Raw genomic sequence first — 22,081 nt, forward strand, 5'->3', positions numbered from 1 at the left:
TCGGGGCCGGTCCCTCCTCGGACGTTACCGCCAAAAGACCGCGACCGCCGCGTTGACCAGGGTCAGACCGACGATCGCGAGGAAATGACCACGGTTTACCACGTCCCGCTTCCGGGAGAAGAAGACCATGACGAAGATCAGCAGCGCGATGACCAACTTCGTCACAAGTTTCGCCGGCGCCGGCTCGTCGCCGTCGCGCAGCGGCGCGGAGAGGCCGAGCCCGGTCAGCAACTGGATCACCGCCCCCCAGAGCATCGCCGGGTTGATCCGGATCCGGCCACTGAGGTACTGGGCGATCGAGCCGCCGAGCAGCAGGGCGAAGCCGATCAGATGGACATAGAGGAGGATGAGTCGCAGTGCTTCCACGTCGCTCATCCTCCCCTATCAACGACAGTTTGTAGTAGGGGGGCGCGCCGACCCGGCACGCCCCGCCCGACGAGCAGGCACCCGGCCTGCGGCCGGACCGATCAGGCCGCGGCCACCGCGGAGCGCTCGGCCGCCGCCGGTCCGCCGACCACCGGCGCCGATCCGGCCCGCCGGGCGAATAGCACCAGGAGCAGCCCCGCCACTGCGTACCCGGCGAGGATCGCCACCGCCTGCCCGGCACCGGCGCCATCGAAGAAGGCGGCGGAGCGCAGCGCGGTGCCGCCCGCGCCGACCGGCAGCCACTGCCCGATCTCGCCCCAGGGCTGCGGCAACAGTTCGGGAGCGGCGGAGACAGCCGAGAGCGGGTTGCCGACCAGGAACACCAGCAGCGCGCCGAGGCCGATCCCCGGCCGGCCGAGCACCGCACCCAGCCCGGCGACGGTGGCCGCGGCGGCGAGCGTGAAGAGGCCGATCATGCCCCCCTCGGCGAGCCGGCTCCCGTCGATCACGCCAAGCCAGTCGTGCAGCACGACAACCCCCGCCACCCCGGCGAGCACGGCGTAGGCCGCCAACCCGGCCAGCCGGGCGGTCCGCCCGCGCACGAGCAGGGTCAGCAGCGCACCGGCCAGCAGGCTGGTCATGGCGAACGGCAGGAAGCCGGCGGCGAATCCGGCACCCCGGGGGTCGTCCGGATCGGCGGGGACCACCGACACCACCGGGACCGGCCGGCCGCCGGAGACCTGCCCGGCCGCCTCAGCGAGAAGTACGGCGACCATCGGGCTGGCGGCCGGCGCGGTGTGCAGGGCCACACCGTCCGGGCCGGCGACGAAGGCCGCGTAGACCTCGCGGTCGCGCAGCGCCCGGTCGGCCGCTTCGGCGTCCGGCAGGGTGGTCACCACGAACGCGCCGGGCCGGGCCGCGGCGAGCCGGCCGCCCAGGTCTCCGGCCACGGGTGCCGGCCCAGCAACGGCGATCGGCAGGTCGCGGGGGGCGAGGTTGGCCGCCGGAGCGGCGAAGAGCGGTACGAGCAGCGCCTGCACCGCCACCGCCAGGAGGGCGACCAGGAGGGCGAGCTGCAACGGCGAACGGCTGCGGGTGGGTGACGGGGGCATGGCAATCTCCTAAAACGAACGCTCGTTCTTTGTAGAAGAGTGCGCCGCGAGCCGTCGCTGCGTCAAGAACGAGTGTTCGCTTTACACTGTGCGACGTGCCACGGGTCTCCGAAGAACACCGCACCGCCCGCCGCCGGCAGATCGTCGAGGCCGCCCGCCGGTGCTTCCTGCGGGAGGGCTTCCATCGCACCTCGATGCAGGACGTGATCGCCGAGGCCGATCTCTCGGTGGGCGCGGTCTACCGCTACTTCCCGAGCAAGACCGACCTGATCAACGCGATCGCCGAGCAGGCGATCGGCGGCGCGGGTCAGGTGCTCACCGAGCTGACCCGGCAGGACCCGCCACTGCCGCTGCTGGCGGTGCTCGACCGGGTGCTGGCGTACGTCGAGACCCAGCTCGACGAGGATGGTGCGCTGCGCATCGCGATCCAGGTCTGGGGCGAGTCGCAGCGCGACCCGGCACTGGCTGTCTTCGTCGCCGACACGTACACGGGCTTCCGTGAGCACTTCACGGCCCTGGTCCGGCGGGCCCAGCGGTCCGGCGAACTCCCCGCCCACGCCGACCCGGAGGCCACCGGGGCTGCGCTGTTCGGCCTGGTCCCGGGCTGGTTCATCCAGCGCCTGCTGACCGGCGTCCCGGACCGCGCGACCTACCTGACCGGAGTGGCGGCCCTGCTCGGCGCGACCCCGCGATCGTCCTGAACCCCCGCGTCGAACCTTCGCACCGACCAGCAGGGGCGCGAGCCCGAGCTCAGCTCTCACATGCTGCGGGGGCACAGCAAGGCGTTGCAGATTTTGGAAGGGCTTGCAGAGCACCCGGCAAGAACTTGCCGGTGGGCTAAAGTGCCGCCATGCGCGCTCGACTGTCCGACATCGCCCAGCAGGCCGAAGTCAGCGAGGCCACGGTGTCGCGGGTGCTCAACGACCGCCCCGGCGTGGCGCCGGAGACCCGGCAGGCCGTCCTCACCGCACTGGACGTGCTCGGCTACGAGCGCCCGGCCCGGCTGCGCAAGCGCAGCGCCGGGCTGGTCGGCCTGGTGGTGCCGGAGCTGGACAACCCGATCTTCCCCGCCTTCGCCCAGGTCATCGAGTCGACCCTGGCGCAGAGCGGGTTCACCCCGGTGCTCTGCACCCAGACCGCCGGCGGCGTGACCGAGGACGAGTACGTGGAGATGCTGCTGGACCGGCAGGTCTCCGGCATCGTCTTCGTCTCCGGTCTGCACGCCGACACCGCCGCCAACCACGACCGCTACCGGGCGCTGCTCGCCCGGCCGCTGCCGGTGGTGATGATCAATGGACACGTGCCGGACGTCGGCGCCCCCTTCGTCTCCTGTGACGACCGGGAGGCCGCCGAACTGGCCGTCGCCCACCTGGTCGCGCTCGGGCACCGACGGATCGGCCTGATCACCGGCCCGGACCGGTTCGTTCCGGTGCAGCGCAAGGTGTCCGGCTGGCGCTCGGCGATGACCCGACTCGCCGGTGTGGCGGAGGCCAACCTCGGCCCACTGGCCGAGCTGTCGCTGTTCGGTGTGGAGGGTGGCGAGGCGGCGGCCGGCCGGCTGCTCGACCGCGGCGTCACCGGCATGGTCTGCGGCTCCGACCTGATGGCGCTCGGCGCGATCCGGGCGGCCCGCCAACGCGGCCTCCGGGTGCCCGACGACGTCTCCGTGGTCGGCTACGACGACTCGCCGCTGATGGCGTTCACCGACCCGCCGTTGACCACCATGCGGCAACCGGTCACCGCGATGGCGGTGGCCGCCGTCCGCGCCCTGGTGGACGAGATCAACGGGTACGGCGCTCCGCACTCGGAGTACCTGTTCCGCCCGGAGCTGGTGGTGCGCGGCTCCACCGCGGTCGCGCCGAGCACCGCGCGTCTGCCTTACGCAAGATCTGCTTGACTCTTGCAGCTCCGGGGCGGCATATTGCTCCGATGATCAGCACCGCCACCCCGTCGCACACCGATGATCACCGCTGGTGGCGTTCCGCGGTCGTCTACCAGGTGTACGTCCGCAGCTTCGCCGACAGCGACGGCGACGGCACCGGCGATCTCCAGGGCATTCGGCAACGCCTGCCGTACCTGCGCGACCTCGGGGTGGACGCGCTCTGGCTGACACCCTTCTACACCTCCCCGATGATCGACGGCGGGTACGACGTCGCCGACTACCGGGACGTCGACCCGATGTTCGGCACCCTCACCGACTTCGACGCGATGATCACCGACGCGCACGCCCTCGGTCTGCGGATCATCGTCGACCTGGTGCCCAACCACACCTCCCACGCGCACCCGTGGTTCACCGCCGCCCTCGCCGCCGGCCCCGGCTCGCCGGAGCGGGCCCGCTACCTCTTCGCCGAGGGCCAGGGCACGCACGGCGAACTGCCCCCGAACGACTGGGAGAGCATCTTCGGCGGCCCCGCCTGGACCCGGGTCGCCGACGGCCAGTGGTACCTGCACCTGTTCGACCCCGCCCAGCCGGACCTGAACTGGCGTCACCCGGAGGTCCGTGCCGAATTCGAGGACGTGCTGCGGTTCTGGCTGGACCGGGGCGTGGACGGATTCCGCGTCGACGTGGCACACGGCATGATCAAGGCCGAGGGGCTGCCGGACGTCGGCTTCAGCACGACGACCACCGGCCAGCGCCAGGTCGAGCTGCTCGGCAGGGGCCGGCTCCCCTACTTCGACCAGGACGAGGTGCACGAGATCTACCGCGCCTGGCGACCCATCCTGGACAGCTACCCCGGGGGTCGGATGGCGGTCGCCGAGGCGTGGGCCGAGACGCCCCAGCGCCTGGCCCGCTACATCGGTCCGGACGAGTTGCACCAGGCCTTCAGCTTCGACTTCCTCGACGCCACCTGGTCGGCCGACTCGTTCCGCAAGGTGATCGACACGGCTCTGGCTGAGGCGAGCGTCGTCGGAGCGCCGACCACCTGGGTGCTGTCCAACCACGACAAGCAGCGGCACGTCACCCGCTACGGCGACGGTGTCGAAGGGCTGCGCCGGGCCCGCGCCGCCAGCCTGCTGATGCTCGCCCTGCCCGGCTGCGCCTACCTGTACCAGGGCGAGGAACTGGGCCTGCCGGAGGTCCTCGATCTTCCGGACGAGTTGCGCCAGGACCCGGCGTTCCTGCGCACCGGCGAGAGCCGCGACGGCTGCCGGGTGCCCATCCCGTGGAGCGGCGAGCTGGCCCCGTACGGCTTCGGCCCGGCCGGCAGCGAGCTGAGCTGGCTGCCCGCCCCGGCAACCTGGCGGGCACTGTCCGTCAGCGCGCAGACCGGCGTGCCCGACTCGACGTTGGAGCTGTACCGGACCGCGCTGCGGATCCGCCACCAGCACCCGGCCTTGGCCGACGAGGCCGACGGGATCACCTGGCTGGAGAGCGAGCCGGGCGTGCTGGCCTTCACCCGCATCGCCGGCGACAGCACGCTGATCTGCGTGGTCAACCTGAGCGGCACGCCGGTCAGGATTGACGGGTACGGTCAGCCGCTCGTCGCCAGCGACGCGCTCACCGGACCGGACGGCGACCACCTGCTGCCGATTGACGCGGCTGCCTGGTTACAACGGCGCTGAACGGGTAACAACCACTCGACCTGGTCGTTCGTTGTGCCCCGCGCCGACGGGCGGCTGGGCTACCGACCCCTTGTGGTGGGGGGTGAGGTGTCACCGGCGCCACGCGGAGTTCGCTCCGCGTGGCGCCGGTGTCCGTTGCGCCGCTGGTGGTGTGGCCAGCGGCGGTCGTGGGTACCGCATCGGACACCGTCACTACGGAGGTGAACCCATGGGGGTACGGATCGCGCAGTGCACGCTCGACGTCGAGGACCTGGACGTGATGGTCACGTTCTGGTCCGCGGCGCTCGGCTACGAGGTCGAACGGGGCGACGACGGCAGCGCCAGGCTCTGGCCACCGGGGCGGACGCCGGCCACCGCCCCCACCGTGTGGTTGCAGGGCTCGGGCACCGCCAAGCGGGGCAAGAACCGACTGCACCTCGACCTGGTCGCGGACGCGGACCCCGAAACCGAGGTACGACGGCTGCTGAGCCTCGGTGCGCGGCACGTCGACGTCGGGCAGACCGGGACCGAACGGTTCACGGTGCTCGCCGACCCGGAGGGCAACGAGTTCTGCGTGCTGGACGGTCCGCCGACCCGCTGACGGCCCCCGCTGTCACTTCGCGGTGAGCAGCGCCGCGATCCGGGTGAAGCCGTCGCGTACCTCGGCCTCGTCCGGCGGCTCGGTGGGCGCGCCGTGGCCGGCCTCGTCGGCGGCCGCGTCCAACTCCTCGTCGATCACGTCCTCGAAGTCGCCGTACAGGTCGGCGCTCTCGACCTGGCGGGCCTCGTCCTCGGCGGCGACCTGCGCGGCGGCGATCTCACTGCGGATCTCGTCGGCGGACAGTGCCGGCAGCAACGGCTCCACCACCGCCATCAGTTGCTCCTCGGCCACCACCGCCTCGGCCAGCGCCAACGCGTGCGGCCGCTCGTACGGCCCGCAGACCACCGGCTCCCACTCGTCGAGGTCACCGAGCGGACCGAAGGTGATGATCCAGGGCAGCCCGAGGAGCGGCGAGTCGGCCGGCAGGTCCAGTGTCATGAGTGCGCCCACCGGCTCATCATGGTCCGCGAACGCGAGCGTCGGCGGCTTTCGGCTCAGTTTCCGCCCGTCCGGTGGGCGGTCGGCGACGGTCAGCCGGGGCGGACGGCGTCCAGAGCGGCGCGGACCAGGGCGAGCGCGGTGGCCGGCGGCACGCCGAGCCGGGCCGCCTCGGCCGCATAGCCGGCCGCCGCCCGCTGGAGCCGGTCGACGGCGTCGTCCCGCCCGGGGGCGACGAACGTGCCGTTGCGCCCCCGGGTCTCCAGCAACCCCGCCGCCTCCAACTCCCGGTACGCCCGGGCCACCGTGTTCGCGGCCAGCCCGAGGTCGGCGGCGAGCTGCCGGACGGTGGGCAGTCGACACCCGACCGGCAGCCGACCGTCGCCGATCAGCTCGGCGAGTTGCCCCCTGACCTGCTCGTACGGCGGCACCGACGAGTCCGCGTCGACCGAGATCAGCATCTGTACGCCTTCCGTCCTCAGCTCGCACCGCCTGGCGTACCGGGATCGGTGTCCTCGTCGACCACGCCCGCCGGGACGGCGGCCTCCGCCAGGTCCACGACCCGACCGTTCCTGCTGGTGGCGAGGAGCGCGGCACCGAAGAGCACCAGTTGGTTGAGCAGATAGAGGTACAGCAGCAGCCCGACGGCGCCGGCCACCACCGTGTACGCCGGATTCCGCTCGGTACGCACCACGTAGTACCGCCCCACCGTGTTCAGCAGGGTGATGCCGACGGCCACCAACAGCACCACCGGGCGCAACCGGGACCGGCTCATCCGCAGCCGGGGCACCGCGAGGAGCAACGCGGTGGCGAGGACCGCGTTGACGAGCACGCTGAGCACCGCGCTGATCGTGGTGAGACCCACCGACCCGGTGCTGCGCAGCAGGAAACGCAGAAACGACTCCAGCGCGTCCACCGCCGCGACCGAGAGGCCGAGCAGCACGAAGATGCCGATCATCACGCCCAGGTCGACCAGCCGCCGGATCACCAGATTGCCCGGCTGCTGGTTGAGGTCGTACATCAGCCGCTGCGAGGAGCGGATGGCCTCCACCCAGCCGATCCCGGTGAAGACCAGGATGACCAGGCCGACCACACCGACCGTGCCGCTGGAGTTGGCGATCTGCTCGGCGTCCAGGAAGGGCAGGTTCTCCTTGAGGAAATCGGCTGCCGCCGCACTGACGTCGTCGTTGTCCTCCAGGATCGCGCCGAAGATGGAGAACGCGACAAGGGCGAGGGCGAACACCGCGAAGAAGCCGTAGTAGGCGATCGCGGCGGCCAGCCGCCCGGCCAGCACCTCGCCGTACAGGGTGCCGGCGCGCCACACGTGATCGAAGAGCCCCGACCGGTGGCGCGCGGCGCTCACCCAGCGGTCGATGCCCGCTTCGATCCAGCCGATCACGTTCACGCGATCATCCTCGCCGATCTCCCACCGCCGTAGTGGCAACCGGCTTCCGATGCGCACCGACCGGCGCGTCGCCGACGGTTCAGGTGCCGAGGCGGAAGTCCCGACGCGGCTGCCACCGGGCCTCCCCGCTGTGCGAGAAGAGAGTGAACGCGTCGACCTCGAACATCGCGGAGAAGTCGGCCAGATCCTCGTACACCCGGTCCAGTGTCTCCGGTGCCACGTCCTGCGCCACGGTGACGTGCGGATGGTACGGGAAGCGGGCCTTGCGGTGTAGGTCCGGCGTCGAGGTGATGGCGGCGGCCAGCAACTCACACTCGCTGATGCCGGCGGCCACCGCGACGAACACCACCTGGGTGACCGGACGGAACGTACCGGTGCCCCGCAGGTGCAGCGCGAACGGCAGGTGCGTGGCGGCGACGGCGGCCAGGTGCCGCTCGACGGCGGGCAGGCTCGTCGTCTGGATCTCGGTCGGCCCGAGCAACGTCACGTGCGCGGGCACCGCGAGTGGGTCGCCGGCCTCGACCCGGCGCCTGGTGAGCTGGGCACCCCAGGGCTCGGGAATGTCCACCGCGATGCCGATCTGGATGGTGTCGCCGGTCGGCGGCACCCCGCCACTGCGATCCACGCTTCGCGCCGCCCCTCCGGCCACCGACCCGTTCATCTGTCCCGCGGAGCTACTCGCCGCGCACGGGCGGGAAGAACCCGACCCGCTCGTACGTGGACCGTAGGGTCGCCGCCGCCACCGCGCGGGCCTTCTCCGCGCCGGCGGCGAGCAGCTTGTCCAACTGCGCCGGGTCGTCGAGGTAGGCGCGGGTGCGCTCCTGGACCGGACGGACGAACTCCGCCACCACCTCGGCCAACTCCTTCTTCAGGTCGCCGTAGCCGCGGCCGGCGAAAGCGGCCACCAACTCGTCGATGCCGCGGCCACTGAGCGCCGAGTGGATGGTCAGCAGATTGGACACCCCCGGCTTCGTCTCGGCGTCGAAGACGATCTCCCGACCGGTGTCCGTGACCGCCGACCGGATCTTCTTCGCGGACCGCGCCGGATCGTCCAACAGGTCGATGATGCCGGCCGGTGAGGACGACGACTTCGACATCTTCGCCGTCGGGTCCTGCAGGTCGGTGATCTTCGCGGTGTCCTTGACGATGTGCGGGGCGGGCACCGTGAACGTCGGGCCGAACAGCGAGTTGAACCGCTGGGCCAGATCCCGGGACAGCTCCAGGTGCTGGCGCTGGTCCTCGCCGACCGGCACCGCGTTGGCCTGGTAGAGCAGGATGTCGGCGGCCTGCAGGACCGGGTAGGTGAACAGCCCGACGCTGGCCCGCTCGTTGCCCTGCTTCTGCGACTTGTCCTTGAACTGGGTCATCCGGCTGGCCTCACCGAAGCCGGTGATGCAGCCGAGCACCCAGGCCAACTGCGGGTGCTCGGGCACCTGCGACTGCACGAACAGGGTGCTGCGCTCCGGGTCGAGCCCGACCGCGAAGAGCTGGGCGGCGGCCACCCGGGTCCGTTGGCGCAGCAGCGCCGGGTCGTGCCCCGCGGTGATGGCGTGCAGGTCGACCACGCAGTAGAACGCGTCGTGGGTTTCCTGCAACGCCACCCAGTGCCGCACCGCGCCCAGATAGTTGCCGAGGTGGAACGAGTCGGCCGTCGGCTGGATGCCGGAGAAGACGCGGGGACGGGCGGGAACGTCGGACATGGCGATAATTCTGTCAGCAAGCAACCGGGTCCGTCATGACGGGCCGGCGGGTCGGCCGTGGCCCGCCGGTGTCGGGGTGCTGACCTCGGGTGGCGCGCCCGGACCGACCCGGCGCGTCGGCCCGTCCGGCAACCCGTGGCGCTGTCCGGCCACCGTCTCCCGCGCCGGCCCGACACGGTGCTCGCGGCGCTGCTCGGTGTCCTGCTCGCGGCGCTGCTGTTCCGGCACCCGGACGGCGGAGACCGCGAGCCGGGCCACCCGCCGGCCGTCCAGCGCGAGGACCCGCAGCAGCCAGCCGCCCGGGGGAGCGGCCGGATCCGGCCCGCCGACGTCGGCCGACTCACCGGACACCGGCACCTCGTCGCCAGTGACCGGCAGCCGACCCAGCGCCGCCATCACGAACCCGCCGACCGTCTCGTACGGCCCGGCGGGTAAAGCCACCCCGGTCCGTTCGGCGAAGTCAGCGAGGTTGAGGCGGCCGTCCACCACGGCCGGCAGGCCGGTGTGCACCGGGTCCGACGTGGTGTCGTACTCGTCGCGGATCTCGCCGATCAACTCCTCGATGAGGTCCTCCAGCGTGACGATGCCGGCGGTGCCGCCGTACTCGTCGACCACCACGGCCAGGTGCTGGCCTTCCCGGCGCATCTCGGTCAGCGCGGGTAGCACCCGTTTGCTTCCGGGAAGTCGCTTCACCTCCCGGGCCAGTTCGCCGACGGTGGCACACGAGTCGGCGTCCGGCCGCAGCAGCACGTCCCGGAGGTGCACGAAGCCGACCACGTCGTCGTGGGTGCCGTCGGTGACCGGGTAGCGGGTGTGCGTTTCGGCGCGGACCAGCCGGGCGGCCTCGGCGATGGTGAGCCGCGCCGGGAGGAAGACGACCTCGGTGCGCGGCATCATCACCTCGCGGATCAGGCTGGCGCCGGCCACCAGGACCTCGTCGATGATCCGCCGTTCGTCCGGGTCGAGCACGGTGTTCGCCGCGACCAGGTCCCGCAACTCGGCCTCGGTGATGCGCTCCCGGCCGGCCGCCGGTCCGGCGCCGAGCAGGTCGGTGACGAGTCGGGAGGCGCCGTCGGCGGTGCGGACCAGCACGCGGGCCACGGCTCGGGCGAGCGGCCCGGGGTCGCGGCGGGGCCGCACCCGCACGCGTCGCCGGAGCCCGGTACGGGCCGCTTCCCGCATGACAGAGATGGTAGACACCGTTCGCTCACCGCACCGGGGATCGGGCGGAGCGGACCGCATATGTTCGGGTCTGTTTAATCATGAGAGTTTATGATGGAATGAGGATGGCGGTGCCGTCGGTACGGGCACCGACCGCCACCCTAGGGTGATCAGCGAAGGCCCCGTCCCGGGCGGGCCAGGCAGGAGGCAAACGACGTGAAACTGCTCGTCACCGGGGGGGCCGGCTTCATCGGCAGCGTAGTGACCCGGATGCTGCTCGACGCGGGTCACGAGGTGGTCGTCCTGGACGACCTGCGCACCGGGCACCGCGAGGCGCTCGCCCCGGACGCGACCCACGTCGAGGCGTCCATCCACGACGCCGCCCGCGTCCTCACCGCCGACGCCGGCTTCGACGGCGTGCTGCACTTCGCGGCCCTGATCGCCGCCGGCGAGTCGATGGTCAAGCCGGAGCTGTACTGGCAGAACAACACCGTCGGCACACTCGCCCTGATCGACGCGGTCCGGGCCGCCGGAGTACCCCGCATGGTCTTCTCCTCCACCGCCGCCGTCTACGGCAACCCCACCGAGCTGCCGATCCCGGAGAGCGCGGTCAAGGCACCCACCAACACGTACGGCGCCACCAAGCTCGCCGCCGACATGGTGCTCACCTCCGAGACGATCGCGCACGGGCTGGCCGCCGTGTCGCTGCGCTACTTCAACGTGGCGGGCGCCCACCTCGACGGCGACGTCGCGCTCGGCGAACGACACGACCCGGAGACACACCTGATCCCGATCGCGCTGGAGGTCGCCGCCGGCCGGCGGGAGAAGCTCCAGCTCTTCGGCGACGACTACCCCACCCTGGACGGCACCTGCGTCCGCGACTACATCCACGTCGCCGACCTGGCCCGCGCGCACCTGCTGGCGCTGGGGGCGGCCACCAGCGGGCAACACCGGATCTACAACCTGGGCAACGGCAACGGTTTCACCAACCGCCAGGTCGTCGACGTGGTCCGCGAGGTCACCGGGCACCCGCTGCCGGTCGAGGTGGCCCCGCGCCGCGAGGGAGACCCGGCCGAGCTGGTCGCCTCCTCCGCGTTGGCCCGCGACGAGCTGGGCTGGGTGCCGCAGAAGCCGACCCTGCACGACATGGTCGGCGACGCCTGGGCCTTCTACCGCACGCACATCCTGGAGCAGCAGCCGTGACCGACCCCACGCGCGCCGTGGAAGACCGGGCCGCCGCCGGCTTCACCACGCAGTACGGCGGCCAGGCCGCTGGCCGCTGGGCGGCTCCCGGCCGGGTCAACCTGATCGGCGAGCACACCGACTACAACGAAGGGTTCGTGCTGCCCTTCGCGCTGCCGTTGCGTACGGTCGTCGCCGCCGATCGGCAGGACGCGGAGCAGTGGACGGTCTGGTCCGAGCTGTCCGGCGAGACGATCACCTTCGGGGCGGACGACGTCGCCGAGGCGGGTCGGGTGACCGGCTGGGGCGCGTACGTCGCCGGGGTGGTCTGGGCGCTGCGCGAGGCCGGTCACCGGGTTCCGGGCGCACGGCTGGCCATCGCCTCCGACGTACCGCTGGGCTCCGGGCTCTCCTCCTCGGCGGCACTGGAGTCGGCGGTGCTGGCCGCCCTGCTCGACCTGGGTGGGCTGGAGCTGCCCGCGGAACTACAGCCCCGGCTGGCGCAGCGGGCGGAGAACGTCTACGTGGGCGCGCCGACCGGAATCATGGATCAGTCCGCCGTGATCCGCTGCCGTGCCGGGCACGCCCTGTTCCTGGACTGCCGCGACGAGTCGGTCGAGCAGATCCCGTTCGACCTGGACGCCGCCGGGCTGGCGGTGCTGGTCATCGACAGTCGGGCGCCGCACCGGCACGCCGACGGTGAGTACGCTGCCCGCCGCCGCTCCTGCGAGGCCGGGGCCAGCGCGCTCGGCGTCCCCGCGCTGCGGGACGTGGGCGTCGACCAGCTCGAGACCGCGCTGGCCCAGCTCGACGACGAGGAGACCCGCCGACGGGTCCGGCACGTGGTCACCGAGGACCAACGCGTACTGGACACGGTGGCTCTGCTGCGCGCGGCCCGGGTGCGCGACATCGGCCCGCTGCTCACCGCGTCGCACGTCTCCATGCGCGACGACTTCGAGATCACCGTGCCGGAGATCGACACGGCGGTCGAGGCGGCGTTGGCGGCCGGCGCGCTGGGCGCCCGGATGACCGGCGGCGGCTTCGGCGGCTGCGTCCTGGCCCTGATCGAAGCCGACCGCGCCGACGAGGTCACCGCCGCCGTCGAGGCCGCCTACGCCGAGCGAGGTTTCACCGCCCCCGGCACCGTGACGGTCCTTCCCTCCCCCGGCGCCACCCGCCTGCCGTAACCCTGCCCACCCACACCCACTCGGGTTGATCAAGAGGTTTGCGTCAAAATCCGGGCTCGGACTGACACAAACCTCTTGATCACCGGACGGATGGACAGGGGCTGGGGTGGGTTGGGGTGGGTTTGGTTAGGTGGCTTCGACGATCATGGCGGCGCCCACCGTGCGGTTGGTGGCCTCGTCGATGATGACGAAGCCTCCGGTGGTGCGGTTGCGCCGGTACTCGTCGGCGAGCAGCGGCACCGTCGTCCGCAGCCGCACCCGGCCGATCTCGTTGAGCCGCAGTTCGTCGGCCGACTCGTCGCGGTGCAGCGAGTTGATGTCCAACCGGTAGTGCAGCCCGCGCACGATCGCCCGCGCCGACCGGGTGGTGTGCTTGATCGCGTACCGACCGCCGACCCGCAACGGGGCCGTCTCGTCCATCCAGCAGACCATCGCCTCGATGTCCTGGGCCACCGCCGGCGCGTTGTTCGGCCGGCAGATCAGGTCACCCCGCGAGATGTCGATCTCGTCGGCCAGCCGTACCGTCACCGACATCGGCGGGAACGCCTCCGCGACCGGCCCGTCGGCGGTCTCCACGGCGGCGATCCGGCTGGTGAAGCCGGACGGCAGCACCATCACCTCGTCACCCGGCTTGAGCACGCCGGAGGCCACCTGACCGGCGTAGCCGCGGTAGTCGGTGACCGTGGTGGACTGCGGACGGATCACGTACTGCACCGGGAACCGGACGTCGACCAGATTGCGGTCGCTCGCGATGTGCACCCGCTCCAGGTGGTGCAGCAGCGACGGGCCTTCGTACCAGGGCATGTTCTCCGAGCGGGTGACGATGTTGTCGCCGCGCAACGCGGAGACCGGCACCACGGTCAGGTCCGGTACGTCGAGCTTCGCGGCGAACGCGGTGAACTCGTCGGCGATCCGCTCGTAGACCTCCTGCGACCAGTCCACCAGGTCCATCTTGTTGACACAGAGGACCAGGTGCGGCACCCGCAGCAGCGAGCACAGGAACGCGTGCCGGCGGGACTGCTCGACCAGGCCCTTGCGGGCGTCCACCAGGATCAACGCCAGGTCCGCGGTCGACGCCCCGGTGACCATGTTGCGGGTGTACTGGATGTGCCCCGGGGTGTCGGCGATGATGAACTTGCGGCGCGGGGTGGCGAAGTACCGGTACGCCACGTCGATGGTGATGCCCTGCTCCCGCTCGGCCCGCAGACCGTCGGTGAGCAGTGCCAGGTTCGTGTACTCGTCACCACGGGCCGCGCTGACCGCCTCCACCGCGGCCAACTGGTCGGTGAAGAGCGACTTGGTGTCGTAGAGCAGCCGACCGATCAGTGTCGACTTGCCGTCGTCCACGCTGCCGGCGGTCGCGAAGCGCAGCAGATCCATCGCCCGGGCCTCCGGCCCGGCCCCGGTAACAGCCCGGGCCTCCGCATCCGCGGACGCCGCGATCTCGGTGCTCATCAGAAGTAGCCCTCCCGCTTGCGGTCCTCCATGGCGGCCTCACTGACCCGGTCGTCACCACGGGTGGCGCCGCGCTCGGTGATCCGGGTGGCCGCCACCTCCTCGATGACCTTCTCCACGGTGTCCGCGTCGGAGCGGACCGCCGCGGTGCAGGAGGCGTCGCCAACGGTGCGATAGCGCACCTGCGCCTTGAACCGCTCCTCACCCGCGCGGGGTCGGAAGAACTCGTTCACCGCGTAGACCATGCCGTCGCGCTCGATCACCTCGCGCTCGTGCGCGTAGTAGATCGAGGGCAGCGGGATCCGTTCCCGGGCGATGTAGTGCCAGACGTCCAACTCGGTCCAGTTGGACAACGGGAAGATCCGGATCGACTCTCCGGGGTGGTGGCGGCCGTTGTACAGCGACCACAGCTCCGGCCGCTGGTTCTTCGGGTCCCACTGGCCGAACTCGTCGCGGAAGCTGAACACCCGCTCCTTGGCCCGAGCCTTCTCCTCGTCGCGGCGGGCACCGCCGAACAGCGCGTCGAAGCGGTGTTTCTCCACCGCGTCCAGCAGCACCGGCGTCTGGATCCGGTTGCGCATCCCGTCGCCGGACTCCCGGACCATGCCGCTGGCCAGCGCCTCCGGCACGCTCGCGACCACGAGCTGCAACCCCAGCTCGGCGACCCGCTGGTCGCGGTATTCCAGGACCTCGGGGAAGTTGTGCCCGGTGTCGACGTGCATGACGGGGAAGGGGATGCTGGCCGGGGCGAACGCCTTCTGCGCCAACCGCAGCATGACGATCGAGTCCTTGCCGCCGGAGAAGAGCAGCACCGGGCGTTCCATCTCGGCGACCACCTCGCGCATCACGAAGATGCTCTCCGCCTCCAGGGCGTCCAGGTGGGAGACCCGGTAGGCGGCGGGGGTGGTCATGACACCGGCTCGATTCGCTCGCTCATCCGATTTCCAGACCTTTCCGGTCGGACATGTCAAGAAAGTGCGCTCAGGCTACCCGGAATGTCTTTGCAGCGCTGCAAGCAACCGGTTGGCGAGATCTTTGCGACAGACCAGCAGGTCCGGCAGGCGCGGATCCGCCTCGTTGTATTTCAGCGCAGAACCATCGATCCGGGAAGCGTGCAGTCCGGTGGCCGTCGCCACAGCCACCGGGGCCGCCGAGTCCCACTCGTACTGCCCACCCGCGTGGATGTACGCGTCCACCTCGCCGGTGACCACGGCAGCGATCTTCGCGCCGGCCGAGCCCATCGGCACCAGATGCGCCCCGACGTCCTCGGCCAGGTCGGTCAGGAAGACGGGCGGTCGGCTCCGGCTGGCCGCCAGGCGGATCTTCCGCTCGCCGGCCGTCGCGGCCTCCACCGTCATCGGCGGGTACGCCGGCGGGTAGTCCGTGCCCAGCACCCGGTGCTGCGCCGGCAGCCCCACCGCCCCGGCGACCAGCCCGTGTGGACTCGGCGCGCTACGCGCCCAGAGCGCCACGTGCACCGCCCAGTCGGAGCGGCCCTCCTCGGAGAACTCGCGGGTGCCGTCCAACGGGTCGATGATCCACACCCGGTCCGAGGTCAACCGCGACACCGCCCCGGCGTTCACCTCCGCTGCCCAGGCCAACCGCGAGCCCTCGTCCTCCTCGGAGAGCACCGCGTCGCCCGGCCGCCACTTCGCCAACTCCGTGCGGATCAGGTCGTGCGACACCTTGTCCCCGGCCGACTTCAGCGCGCCAGTGTCGGCGAAGCCCATCTCGGCGCGCAGGTCGAGCAGCGCCTGCCCCGCGCGGGACGCCAACCAACGGGCGAACGCGCCGTCGATCATCGGAGGACTGGTCATCTGCCCGCTCCTGTCGCCTCGCCGCGACCCGTGCCCGCACGGACCGATTCGCCGCGACCCGCGTCGGCAGGCGCGGCACGCCGAAAGGCGCAGACTACCGGCCAACCGTTTCGGATCCGGTACGCCTCGCCCGGCTCAGCCCCCGTGGTAGAGGTTCTGCGTCGGCTCCACGCCCTTGACGATCACCGACTCCACCACGTCGGCGGCCCGGTCGACCAGGAAATCCAGCTCCTTGCGCTCCGCCGTGCCGAAATCCGACAGCACGTAATCCGCCGGGTCCTGCCGCCCCGGCGGCCGGCCGACGCCGAACCGGACCCGGGCGTAGTCCTTCGTCCCCAACGACTTCGACATCGAGCGCAGGCCGTTGTGCCCGCCCTCACCGCCGCCGAACTTGATCCGCACCTGACCGAAGTCGATGTCCAGCTCGTCATGGACCGCGATCACCTGCGTCGTCGGCACCTTGTAGAACTGGGCCAGGGAGGCCACCGGCCCGCCGGAGAGATTCATGTACGTCAGGGGCTTCGCCAGCACCAGCTTCGGCCCGCCGAATCCCAGCCGCGCCTCGGCGACCTCGGCCACCGCCCGCTTGTGCCGGCCGAACCGCGCGCTCAACCGCCCGGCCAGCAGGTCGGCCACCATGAACCCCACGTTGTGCCGGTTCCCGGCGTACTCCCGACCCGGGTTGCCCAGGCCGACCACCAGCCACGGTCCCGCCGCCTCGTCCGTCACGACCCGTCCCTTCCGACGCTCATCCCACCCGATACGCCGACAGGCGCCCCCGAAGGTCCGGGAGCGCCTGTCGCAAAGCTGGAACTGATCAGGCCTCGGTACGCGCCTCGGTGGTCTCGCCGCCCTCGGCGGTGTCCGCACCCTCGGAGCCCTCGGTGGTCTCGCCAACCTCGGCCTCAGCCTCGTCGGTGGCCAACTCGACCTCGGGCAGCGTCGCCTCGAGCTGCTCGGCGGTGGGGGCAGCGGTCACCGATGCGACGGTCAGCTCCGAGTCGGCGACCAGCTCGACGCCGGCCGGCAGCTCGACGTCGGCGGCGGTGACCTGGCTGCCCGCCTCCAGGCCCTCGATCGACGCCTCGAGGTGGTCCGGAACCTTGGTGGCGTCCGCGGTCACGGAGAGGGTGTCGTGGTCGTGCACGATCAGGGTGTCGCGGGCGGCCTCGCCGGTCAGCTGCACCGGAACGTCGACGGTGACCTTCTCGCCCCGGCGCACCAGGATCAGGTCGACGTGCTCGAAGGTGTCCCGGATCGGGTCCCGCTGGATCGCCTTCGGCAGCGCCAGCACCTGGGTGCCGTCGGTGATGTCGATCGCGAAGAGCTGGTTGGCACCGCCCTTGCGGATCGCCGCGGCGAACTCCCGCGACGGCAGCGCGATGTGCTTGGGCTTCTCGCCGTGACCGTAAAGCACGGCGGGCACCAAGCCGGCCCGGCGGGTACGGCGGGCACCACCCTTGCCGAACTCGGTGCGGGGCTCGGCGCTGATCTTTACCTCGGACACGGGGAAACTCCTGATGCTTTTCGCTGCGGCGGCTTGTCGTCTTGCGGTGCTGGGGCGAGGGGCTCGCTGGGGCTCATGCGTCATGAACGACTGCCCGGAGCACCGCGTCGATGACGGTGCCTCCGTGCGGCGCTTTTCAGCGGCCCGCCGGGCACCCTCGCCGTGGCAACCGCACCAGTCTACCCGAGCTGTTTCCAGGGTTTCCGGCAGTCCCCGTTCACGGCTCCAGACCGGCGCGTCGACGGCGTTCCCATCGGCGTGCCAGCCCCGTTTCCCACCAGACTGCCAGCTTTGTACCCGTCGGCGCGTCGAATGACGAAACGGGGCGCACCCCTCAGCTCAGGCCACCGAAGAGGGTGGTCACCGACCCGTCGTCGAAGACCTCCCGGATCGCCCGCGCCAGCAGCGGCGCGATCGACAGCACGGTCAGCTTGTCCAACTGCTTCTCCGGCGGCAGCGGCAACGTGTTGGTCACCACGATCTCGCTGATCGAGCTGTTCTTCAGGCGCTCCGTGGCCGGGTCCGACAGCAGCGCGTGGGTGGAGGCGACCACGATCTCCGCCGCCCCCGACTCCTTGAGGATGTCCGCGGCCTTGGCGATCGTGCCACCGGTGTCGATCATGTCGTCGACGATCAGGCAGACCCGGCCCTCCACCTCGCCGACCACCCGGTTCGCCACGACCTGGTTCGGCTTCATCGGGTCGCGGGTCTTGTGGATGAACGCGAGCGGGCAACCGCCCAGCCGGTCGGTCCACCGCTCGGCCACCCGCACCCGGCCCGAGTCCGGTGCCACCACTGTCATCGGCCGGCCGGCGTACTTGTGCTCCACGTACTCGGCCAGGATGTCCATCGCGAAGAGGTGGTCCACCGGGCCGTCGAAGAAGCCCTGGATCTGTGCGGTGTGCAGGTCGACGGTGAGGATGCGGTTGGCGCCCGCGGTCTTCAACAGGTCCGCCACCAGCCGGGCCGAGATCGGCTCCCGGCCGCGGTGCTTCTTGTCCTGCCGCGCGTACGGGTAGAACGGCAGCACCACGGTGATCCGCTTGGCCGACCCCCGCTTCAGCGCGTCCACCATGATCAGGGTCTCCATGACCCAGGTGTTCACCCCGTGCGTGACGGACTGCACCACGAAGGCGTCCGACCCACGCACCGAGTCCTTGAACCGTACGAAGATCTCGCCGTTGGCGAACTCGTAGGCGTCGGCCGGCGTCGGCGCGACGCCGAGCACCTCGCCGATCTCCTTGGCCAACTCCGGAAAGCCACGTCCGGAAAAGAGCATCAGGCTTTTGCGGTTTTCGGCGACGATGCTGCCCATGGGCCCGTCTGCTCCCGTTTTGTCGGCGGTACCCGACCCGGTGGTGGTGGGTCGGGGACTATTCGGTTGCAGTATCTCCCGCGCCGGATGTGCCGCCCACCGTCTCGGTCACCCCGTGCATTGCCTCACTGTCGCTTGCGGCGCCGGCCCCCTCCGACGCACCCTTCGCGTCGCCGGAACGCCGCGCACCCTTCGCGTCGCCGGCCCGCTGCGCGGCCTCGGCCGCCGGCGTACCGGCCCGCCGCTTCGCCACCCAGCCCTCGATGTTGCGCTGGCGCGCCCGGGCGACACCCATCGCGCCCGCCGGCACGTCGTCCACGATCACCGAGCCGGCCGCCGTGTACGCGCCGTCGCCCACCTCGACCGGCGCCACGAACATGTTGTCCGCGCCCGTCCGGGCGTGGCTGCCGATCACCGTGCGGTGCTTGTTGACCCCGTCGTAGTTGACGAAGACCGACGCCGCGCCGATGTTGGTCTGCTCGCCGATCGTCGCGTCACCCACGTACGTCAGGTGCGGCACCTTCGAGCCGGCGCCGATCTCGGAGTTCTTCACCTCGACGAACGTGCCGACCTTCGCCTTGTCGGCGAGCCGCGCGGCGGGCCGCAGGTACGCGTACGGCCCGACGCTGGCGCCCGCGCCGACCTCGGCACCGACGGCGTGGCTGCGGACCACCGACGCGCCGGGGCCGACGATCGTGTCGACAAGCGTGACGTCCGGCCCGATCGACGCGCCCGCACCGACCACCGTCGCGCCACGCAACTGGGTGTTCTGGTCGACCACCGCGTCGCGGTCCAGGGCCACCGTCACGTCGATCCAGGTGGTCACCGGGTCGAGCAGGCTCACCCCGGTACGCATCCACACCTCGTTGACCCGGTCGCGCAGCAGCCGGCGCAGCGCCGCCAACTCCACCCGGTCGTTGCAGCCCAACGTCTCGACGTGGTCGACGGCCATGTGCACAGCGACCGGCTCACCCGCGGAACGGAGCAGGCCGAAGACGTCGGTCAGGTACTCCTCGCCCTGGTCGTTGTCGGTGGAGAGCTTGCTCAGCGCCTCGCGCAGCCGCACCGCGTCGAACGCGTAGATGCCGGCGTTGATCTCCCGGATCGCGCGCTGTGTCGCGTCCGCGTCGCGCTCCTCGACGATCTGCTCCAGGCGGCCGTCCGCGTCCCGGACGATCCGCCCGAGCCCGGTCGGGTCGGGCACCTCGGCGGCCAGCACGGTGGCCGCCGCAGCCGCCTCCTCGTGCGCGGTCACCAGCGCGCCGACCGTCTCGGGACGCAGCAGCGGCACGTCCCCGTTGATCACCACAACCGTGCCGGCGCCGTCCGGGACGGCCTCCAGCGCGATCCGCACGGCGTGTCCGGTGCCGAGCTGCTCGGCCTGGAGCACGGGCGTGGCGTCCGGAGCGACAGCGGTGAGGTGCTCCCGAACCTGGTCGGCGCCGTGCCCCACCACGACGACGGTCCGGTCCGCGGCCAACGGCGCGGCGGCGCTCAGCACGTGACCGAGCAGCGTCCGACCGAGCAGGGGGTGCAGCACCTTGGGCAGTGTCGACTTCATCCGCTTGCCCTCACCGGCGGCGAGTACGACGACGGTACGAAGGTGGGGCTGGGGCACGACGTGGCTCCCGTCGGGACGGCGGACACTTCCGCGGCCATGCTAGCCGCGAGGCCCGGCACCTTTCCCTCTTACCCCCACCTGACCCTAAAACGGACGTAGGTGGGCAGCTCGGCCGCCAGGGTTCGAACCTGAAATACGGGTACCAAAGACCCGGGTGTTGCCAATTACACCACGGCCGATCAGCGACGCGAGGGCATCGCGCGGGGGATGTTACCCCGCCGCTACACCTTAGCGCCCCGGTCGCCGGACGCCATCGCTCATCCCTCCGCCCCGGCGAGCGCTGATTAACCCAGCCCCACTGCGGTCGGGCCGTCCAAGCCCTGAGCCACCGCCGCCATCACCCCGGTGATCATGGAGTTGTCGCCAACACGCCGACGACACGCGCGGACAACTTCATGATCACCGCGTGGGGTGGGGGTGGGCGGGGTGGGGCGGGCGGGCTGTCCGCGCCGCACCCGGGGCACTCGGCCCACCGTCTACATGGCACTTGACCTGCGACTTCGGCGAGCTGCGCGAGAGTTGTTCGAAACTTACCCGTGCGATCTACCGGGCCGTAAGTTACGGTGACGTAGGCGTAGCTTCGTGATCGTCACCGTCCCCCTGCGAGGTCTCATGTCCACCACCCTGCTCGATCCGAACCCGGCCCCCAGCGGTCCGAAACCACTCACCGACGGCAGCCAGGCCCCCGGCATCCTGGCCGCCCTCTGGGCCTTCGTGGTGATCCCCTTCGTCGCCCTGCTGATCGCCGTGCCGGTGGCCTGGGGAGGCTGGCTGGGCTGGACCGACGTGGTCATCGGCCTGGTCTGGTACGTCGTCTCCGGGCTCGGCATCACCGTCGGCTTCCACCGCTACTTCACGCATGGCTCGTTCAAGGCCAAGCGCTGGCTGCGCGTGTCGCTGGCGGTGGCCGGGTCACTGGCGGTACAGGGCGAGATCATCCAGTGGGTCGCCGACCACCGGCGCCACCACGCGTTCTCCGACCTGGAGGGTGACCCGCACTCCCCCTGGCGCTTCGGCACCAGCTTCTGGGCGTTGACCCGGGGCCTGTTCCACGCGCACGTGGGCTGGTTGTTCCGCCGGGAGCTGTCCAACCGGGAGCGTTTCGCCCCGGACCTCATCGCCGACCGGGACATCAGTCGGGTCGACCGCCTCTTCCCCGCGCTGGTGGTCATCTCGCTGCTCGGCCCGGCGCTGATCGGCGGCCTGGTGACCTGGTCCTGGCAGGGGGCGCTCACCGCGTTCTTCTGGGCCGGGCTGGTCCGGATCGGCCTGCTGCACCACGTCACCTGGGCGATCAACTCGGTCTGCCACGTCTACGGCGAGCGCCCGTTCGCGATGCGCCAGGGCGACCGCGCGTCGAACTTCTGGCCGCTGGCGATCCTGTCGTTCGGCGAGAGCTGGCACAACCTGCACCATGCCGACCCCACAAGTGCCCGGCACGGTGTGCTGCGTGGCCAGGTGGACATCTCCGCCCGGGTGATCTGGTTGTTCGAGAAGACCGGCGCGGCGACGCAGGTGCGCTGGCCAAAGCCGGAACGCCTCGCCGCGAAGCTGGTGAAGCCGGTCGCACCCCGGTAAAACCGGGCGGTACGCCGGGTTGCCGCCTGGCAGGATGGCCGGATGACCGAGCCACGCGGGGGGACCGGACGGCTCGGCAGACGGGGGTCGCAC

The 22,081-nt window shown here is 71.2% G+C and carries 21 protein-coding genes, 1 tRNA gene and 1 pseudogene; 7 read left to right on the plus strand and 16 right to left on the minus strand.

Annotated elements, in window-relative coordinates:
- Positions 1–24: 24 nt before the first annotated feature.
- Both AB0C01_RS29715 and AB0C01_RS29720 read right to left on the minus strand, forming a co-directional pair.
- Positions 25–366, minus strand: coding sequence for a hypothetical protein (locus AB0C01_RS29715; RefSeq protein WP_357242364.1), 342 nt, complete (start codon positions 364–366; stop codon positions 25–27).
- A 101-nt stretch (positions 367–467) separates the two neighbouring features.
- Positions 468–1,478 carry a hypothetical protein gene (locus AB0C01_RS29720; protein ID WP_357241416.1) on the minus strand — a complete coding sequence of 337 codons (1,011 nt, stop codon included), beginning with the start codon at positions 1,476–1,478 and terminating at the stop codon, positions 468–470.
- 95 nt (positions 1,479–1,573) lie between these two features.
- Between AB0C01_RS29720 and AB0C01_RS29725 the strand changes: the two genes are divergently transcribed.
- The 4 genes from AB0C01_RS29725 (at position 1,574) to AB0C01_RS29740 (ending at position 5,622) form a co-directional block, all read left to right on the plus strand.
- Positions 1,574–2,179 (plus strand): TetR/AcrR family transcriptional regulator, encoded by a 606-nt coding sequence (locus tag AB0C01_RS29725; RefSeq protein ID WP_357572710.1) that lies wholly within the window; start codon positions 1,574–1,576, stop codon positions 2,177–2,179.
- Positions 2,180–2,328: 149 nt separating this feature from the next.
- The gene (locus AB0C01_RS29730) at positions 2,329–3,375 is read left to right on the plus strand and encodes a LacI family DNA-binding transcriptional regulator (protein ID WP_357241410.1); all 1,047 of its coding nucleotides are present in this window, start codon (positions 2,329–2,331) and stop codon (positions 3,373–3,375) included.
- Between the two features lie 32 nt (positions 3,376–3,407).
- A complete protein-coding gene (locus AB0C01_RS29735) occupies positions 3,408–5,042 on the plus strand; it encodes a glycoside hydrolase family 13 protein (protein ID WP_357572711.1) in 1,635 nt (544 codons plus the stop codon).
- Positions 5,043–5,250: 208 nt separating this feature from the next.
- Positions 5,251–5,622 carry a VOC family protein gene (locus tag AB0C01_RS29740; RefSeq protein WP_357572712.1) on the plus strand — a complete coding sequence of 124 codons (372 nt, stop codon included), beginning with the start codon at positions 5,251–5,253 and terminating at the stop codon, positions 5,620–5,622.
- Between the two features lie 12 nt (positions 5,623–5,634).
- Here the strand turns inward: AB0C01_RS29740 and AB0C01_RS29745 are convergent, their stop codons facing one another.
- From AB0C01_RS29745 to AB0C01_RS29770, 6 genes and pseudogenes are all read right to left on the minus strand, one after another.
- A complete protein-coding gene (locus AB0C01_RS29745) occupies positions 5,635–6,072 on the minus strand; it encodes a hypothetical protein (RefSeq protein ID WP_357572713.1) in 438 nt (145 codons plus the stop codon).
- Positions 6,073–6,152: 80 nt separating this feature from the next.
- The gene (locus AB0C01_RS29750; RefSeq protein WP_357241398.1) at positions 6,153–6,521 is read right to left on the minus strand and encodes a GntR family transcriptional regulator; all 369 of its coding nucleotides are present in this window, start codon (positions 6,519–6,521) and stop codon (positions 6,153–6,155) included.
- Between the two features lie 17 nt (positions 6,522–6,538).
- Positions 6,539–7,465, minus strand: coding sequence for a YhjD/YihY/BrkB family envelope integrity protein (locus AB0C01_RS29755; RefSeq protein WP_357241395.1), 927 nt, complete (start codon positions 7,463–7,465; stop codon positions 6,539–6,541).
- Positions 7,466–7,544: 79 nt separating this feature from the next.
- Positions 7,545–8,126 (minus strand): 2'-5' RNA ligase family protein, encoded by a 582-nt coding sequence (locus AB0C01_RS29760; RefSeq protein ID WP_357241392.1) that lies wholly within the window; start codon positions 8,124–8,126, stop codon positions 7,545–7,547.
- A gap of 13 nt (positions 8,127–8,139) precedes the next feature.
- Positions 8,140–9,165: a tryptophan--tRNA ligase gene (gene trpS / locus AB0C01_RS29765; protein WP_357241389.1), complete on the minus strand. Its 1,026-nt coding sequence runs from the start codon at positions 9,163–9,165 to the stop codon at positions 8,140–8,142.
- Between the two features lie 204 nt (positions 9,166–9,369).
- Positions 9,370–10,347: pseudogene (locus tag AB0C01_RS29770) on the minus strand (hemolysin family protein); the annotation flags it as partial.
- Between the two features lie 249 nt (positions 10,348–10,596).
- On the opposite strand from AB0C01_RS29770, the gene galE reads away from it, so the two are divergent.
- Positions 10,597–11,529, plus strand: a complete 933-nt coding sequence (galE, locus tag AB0C01_RS29775; protein WP_357572737.1) for a UDP-glucose 4-epimerase GalE — start codon at positions 10,597–10,599, stop codon at positions 11,527–11,529.
- Positions 11,526–12,695: a galactokinase gene (galK, locus tag AB0C01_RS29780; protein ID WP_357572714.1), complete on the plus strand. Its 1,170-nt coding sequence runs from the start codon at positions 11,526–11,528 to the stop codon at positions 12,693–12,695. Before galE ends, galK begins: the two co-directional genes overlap by 4 nt.
- Positions 12,696–12,821: 126 nt before the next feature.
- Here galK and AB0C01_RS29785 read toward each other — a convergent pair whose 3' ends face one another.
- From AB0C01_RS29785 to AB0C01_RS29820, 8 genes are all read right to left on the minus strand, one after another.
- Positions 12,822–14,075: a GTP-binding protein gene (locus AB0C01_RS29785; protein ID WP_357242358.1), complete on the minus strand. Its 1,254-nt coding sequence runs from the start codon at positions 14,073–14,075 to the stop codon at positions 12,822–12,824.
- 74 nt (positions 14,076–14,149) lie between these two features.
- Complete coding sequence (cysD, locus tag AB0C01_RS29790; protein ID WP_357241383.1) at positions 14,150–15,061, minus strand: sulfate adenylyltransferase subunit CysD; 912 nt, start codon at positions 15,059–15,061, stop codon at positions 14,150–14,152.
- Between the two features lie 75 nt (positions 15,062–15,136).
- The gene (locus AB0C01_RS29795) at positions 15,137–15,967 is read right to left on the minus strand and encodes an inositol monophosphatase family protein (RefSeq protein ID WP_357241380.1); all 831 of its coding nucleotides are present in this window, start codon (positions 15,965–15,967) and stop codon (positions 15,137–15,139) included.
- Positions 15,968–16,102: 135 nt separating this feature from the next.
- Positions 16,103–16,696: an aminoacyl-tRNA hydrolase gene (pth, locus tag AB0C01_RS29800; protein WP_357241377.1), complete on the minus strand. Its 594-nt coding sequence runs from the start codon at positions 16,694–16,696 to the stop codon at positions 16,103–16,105.
- Positions 16,697–16,784: 88 nt separating this feature from the next.
- Positions 16,785–17,474, minus strand: coding sequence for a 50S ribosomal protein L25/general stress protein Ctc (locus AB0C01_RS29805; RefSeq protein ID WP_357572715.1), 690 nt, complete (start codon positions 17,472–17,474; stop codon positions 16,785–16,787).
- A gap of 334 nt (positions 17,475–17,808) precedes the next feature.
- Complete coding sequence (locus AB0C01_RS29810; protein WP_030329105.1) at positions 17,809–18,789, minus strand: ribose-phosphate diphosphokinase; 981 nt, start codon at positions 18,787–18,789, stop codon at positions 17,809–17,811.
- 58 nt (positions 18,790–18,847) lie between these two features.
- On the minus strand, positions 18,848–20,407 hold the full coding sequence (glmU, locus tag AB0C01_RS29815) for a bifunctional UDP-N-acetylglucosamine diphosphorylase/glucosamine-1-phosphate N-acetyltransferase GlmU (protein WP_357241371.1): 1,560 nt from the start codon (positions 20,405–20,407) through the stop codon (positions 18,848–18,850).
- Positions 20,408–20,517: 110 nt separating this feature from the next.
- Positions 20,518–20,589, minus strand: a tRNA-Gln gene (locus tag AB0C01_RS29820).
- A gap of 433 nt (positions 20,590–21,022) precedes the next feature.
- Here AB0C01_RS29820 and AB0C01_RS29825 point away from each other — a divergent pair.
- Complete coding sequence (locus tag AB0C01_RS29825) at positions 21,023–21,988, plus strand: acyl-CoA desaturase (protein ID WP_357572716.1); 966 nt, start codon at positions 21,023–21,025, stop codon at positions 21,986–21,988.
- Positions 21,989–22,081: the final 93 nt, after the last annotated feature.

Origin of the sequence: Micromonospora sp. NPDC048905, from assembly GCF_040649655.1 — a bacterium.
Classification (GTDB): Bacteria; Actinomycetota; Actinomycetes; order Mycobacteriales; family Micromonosporaceae; genus Micromonospora.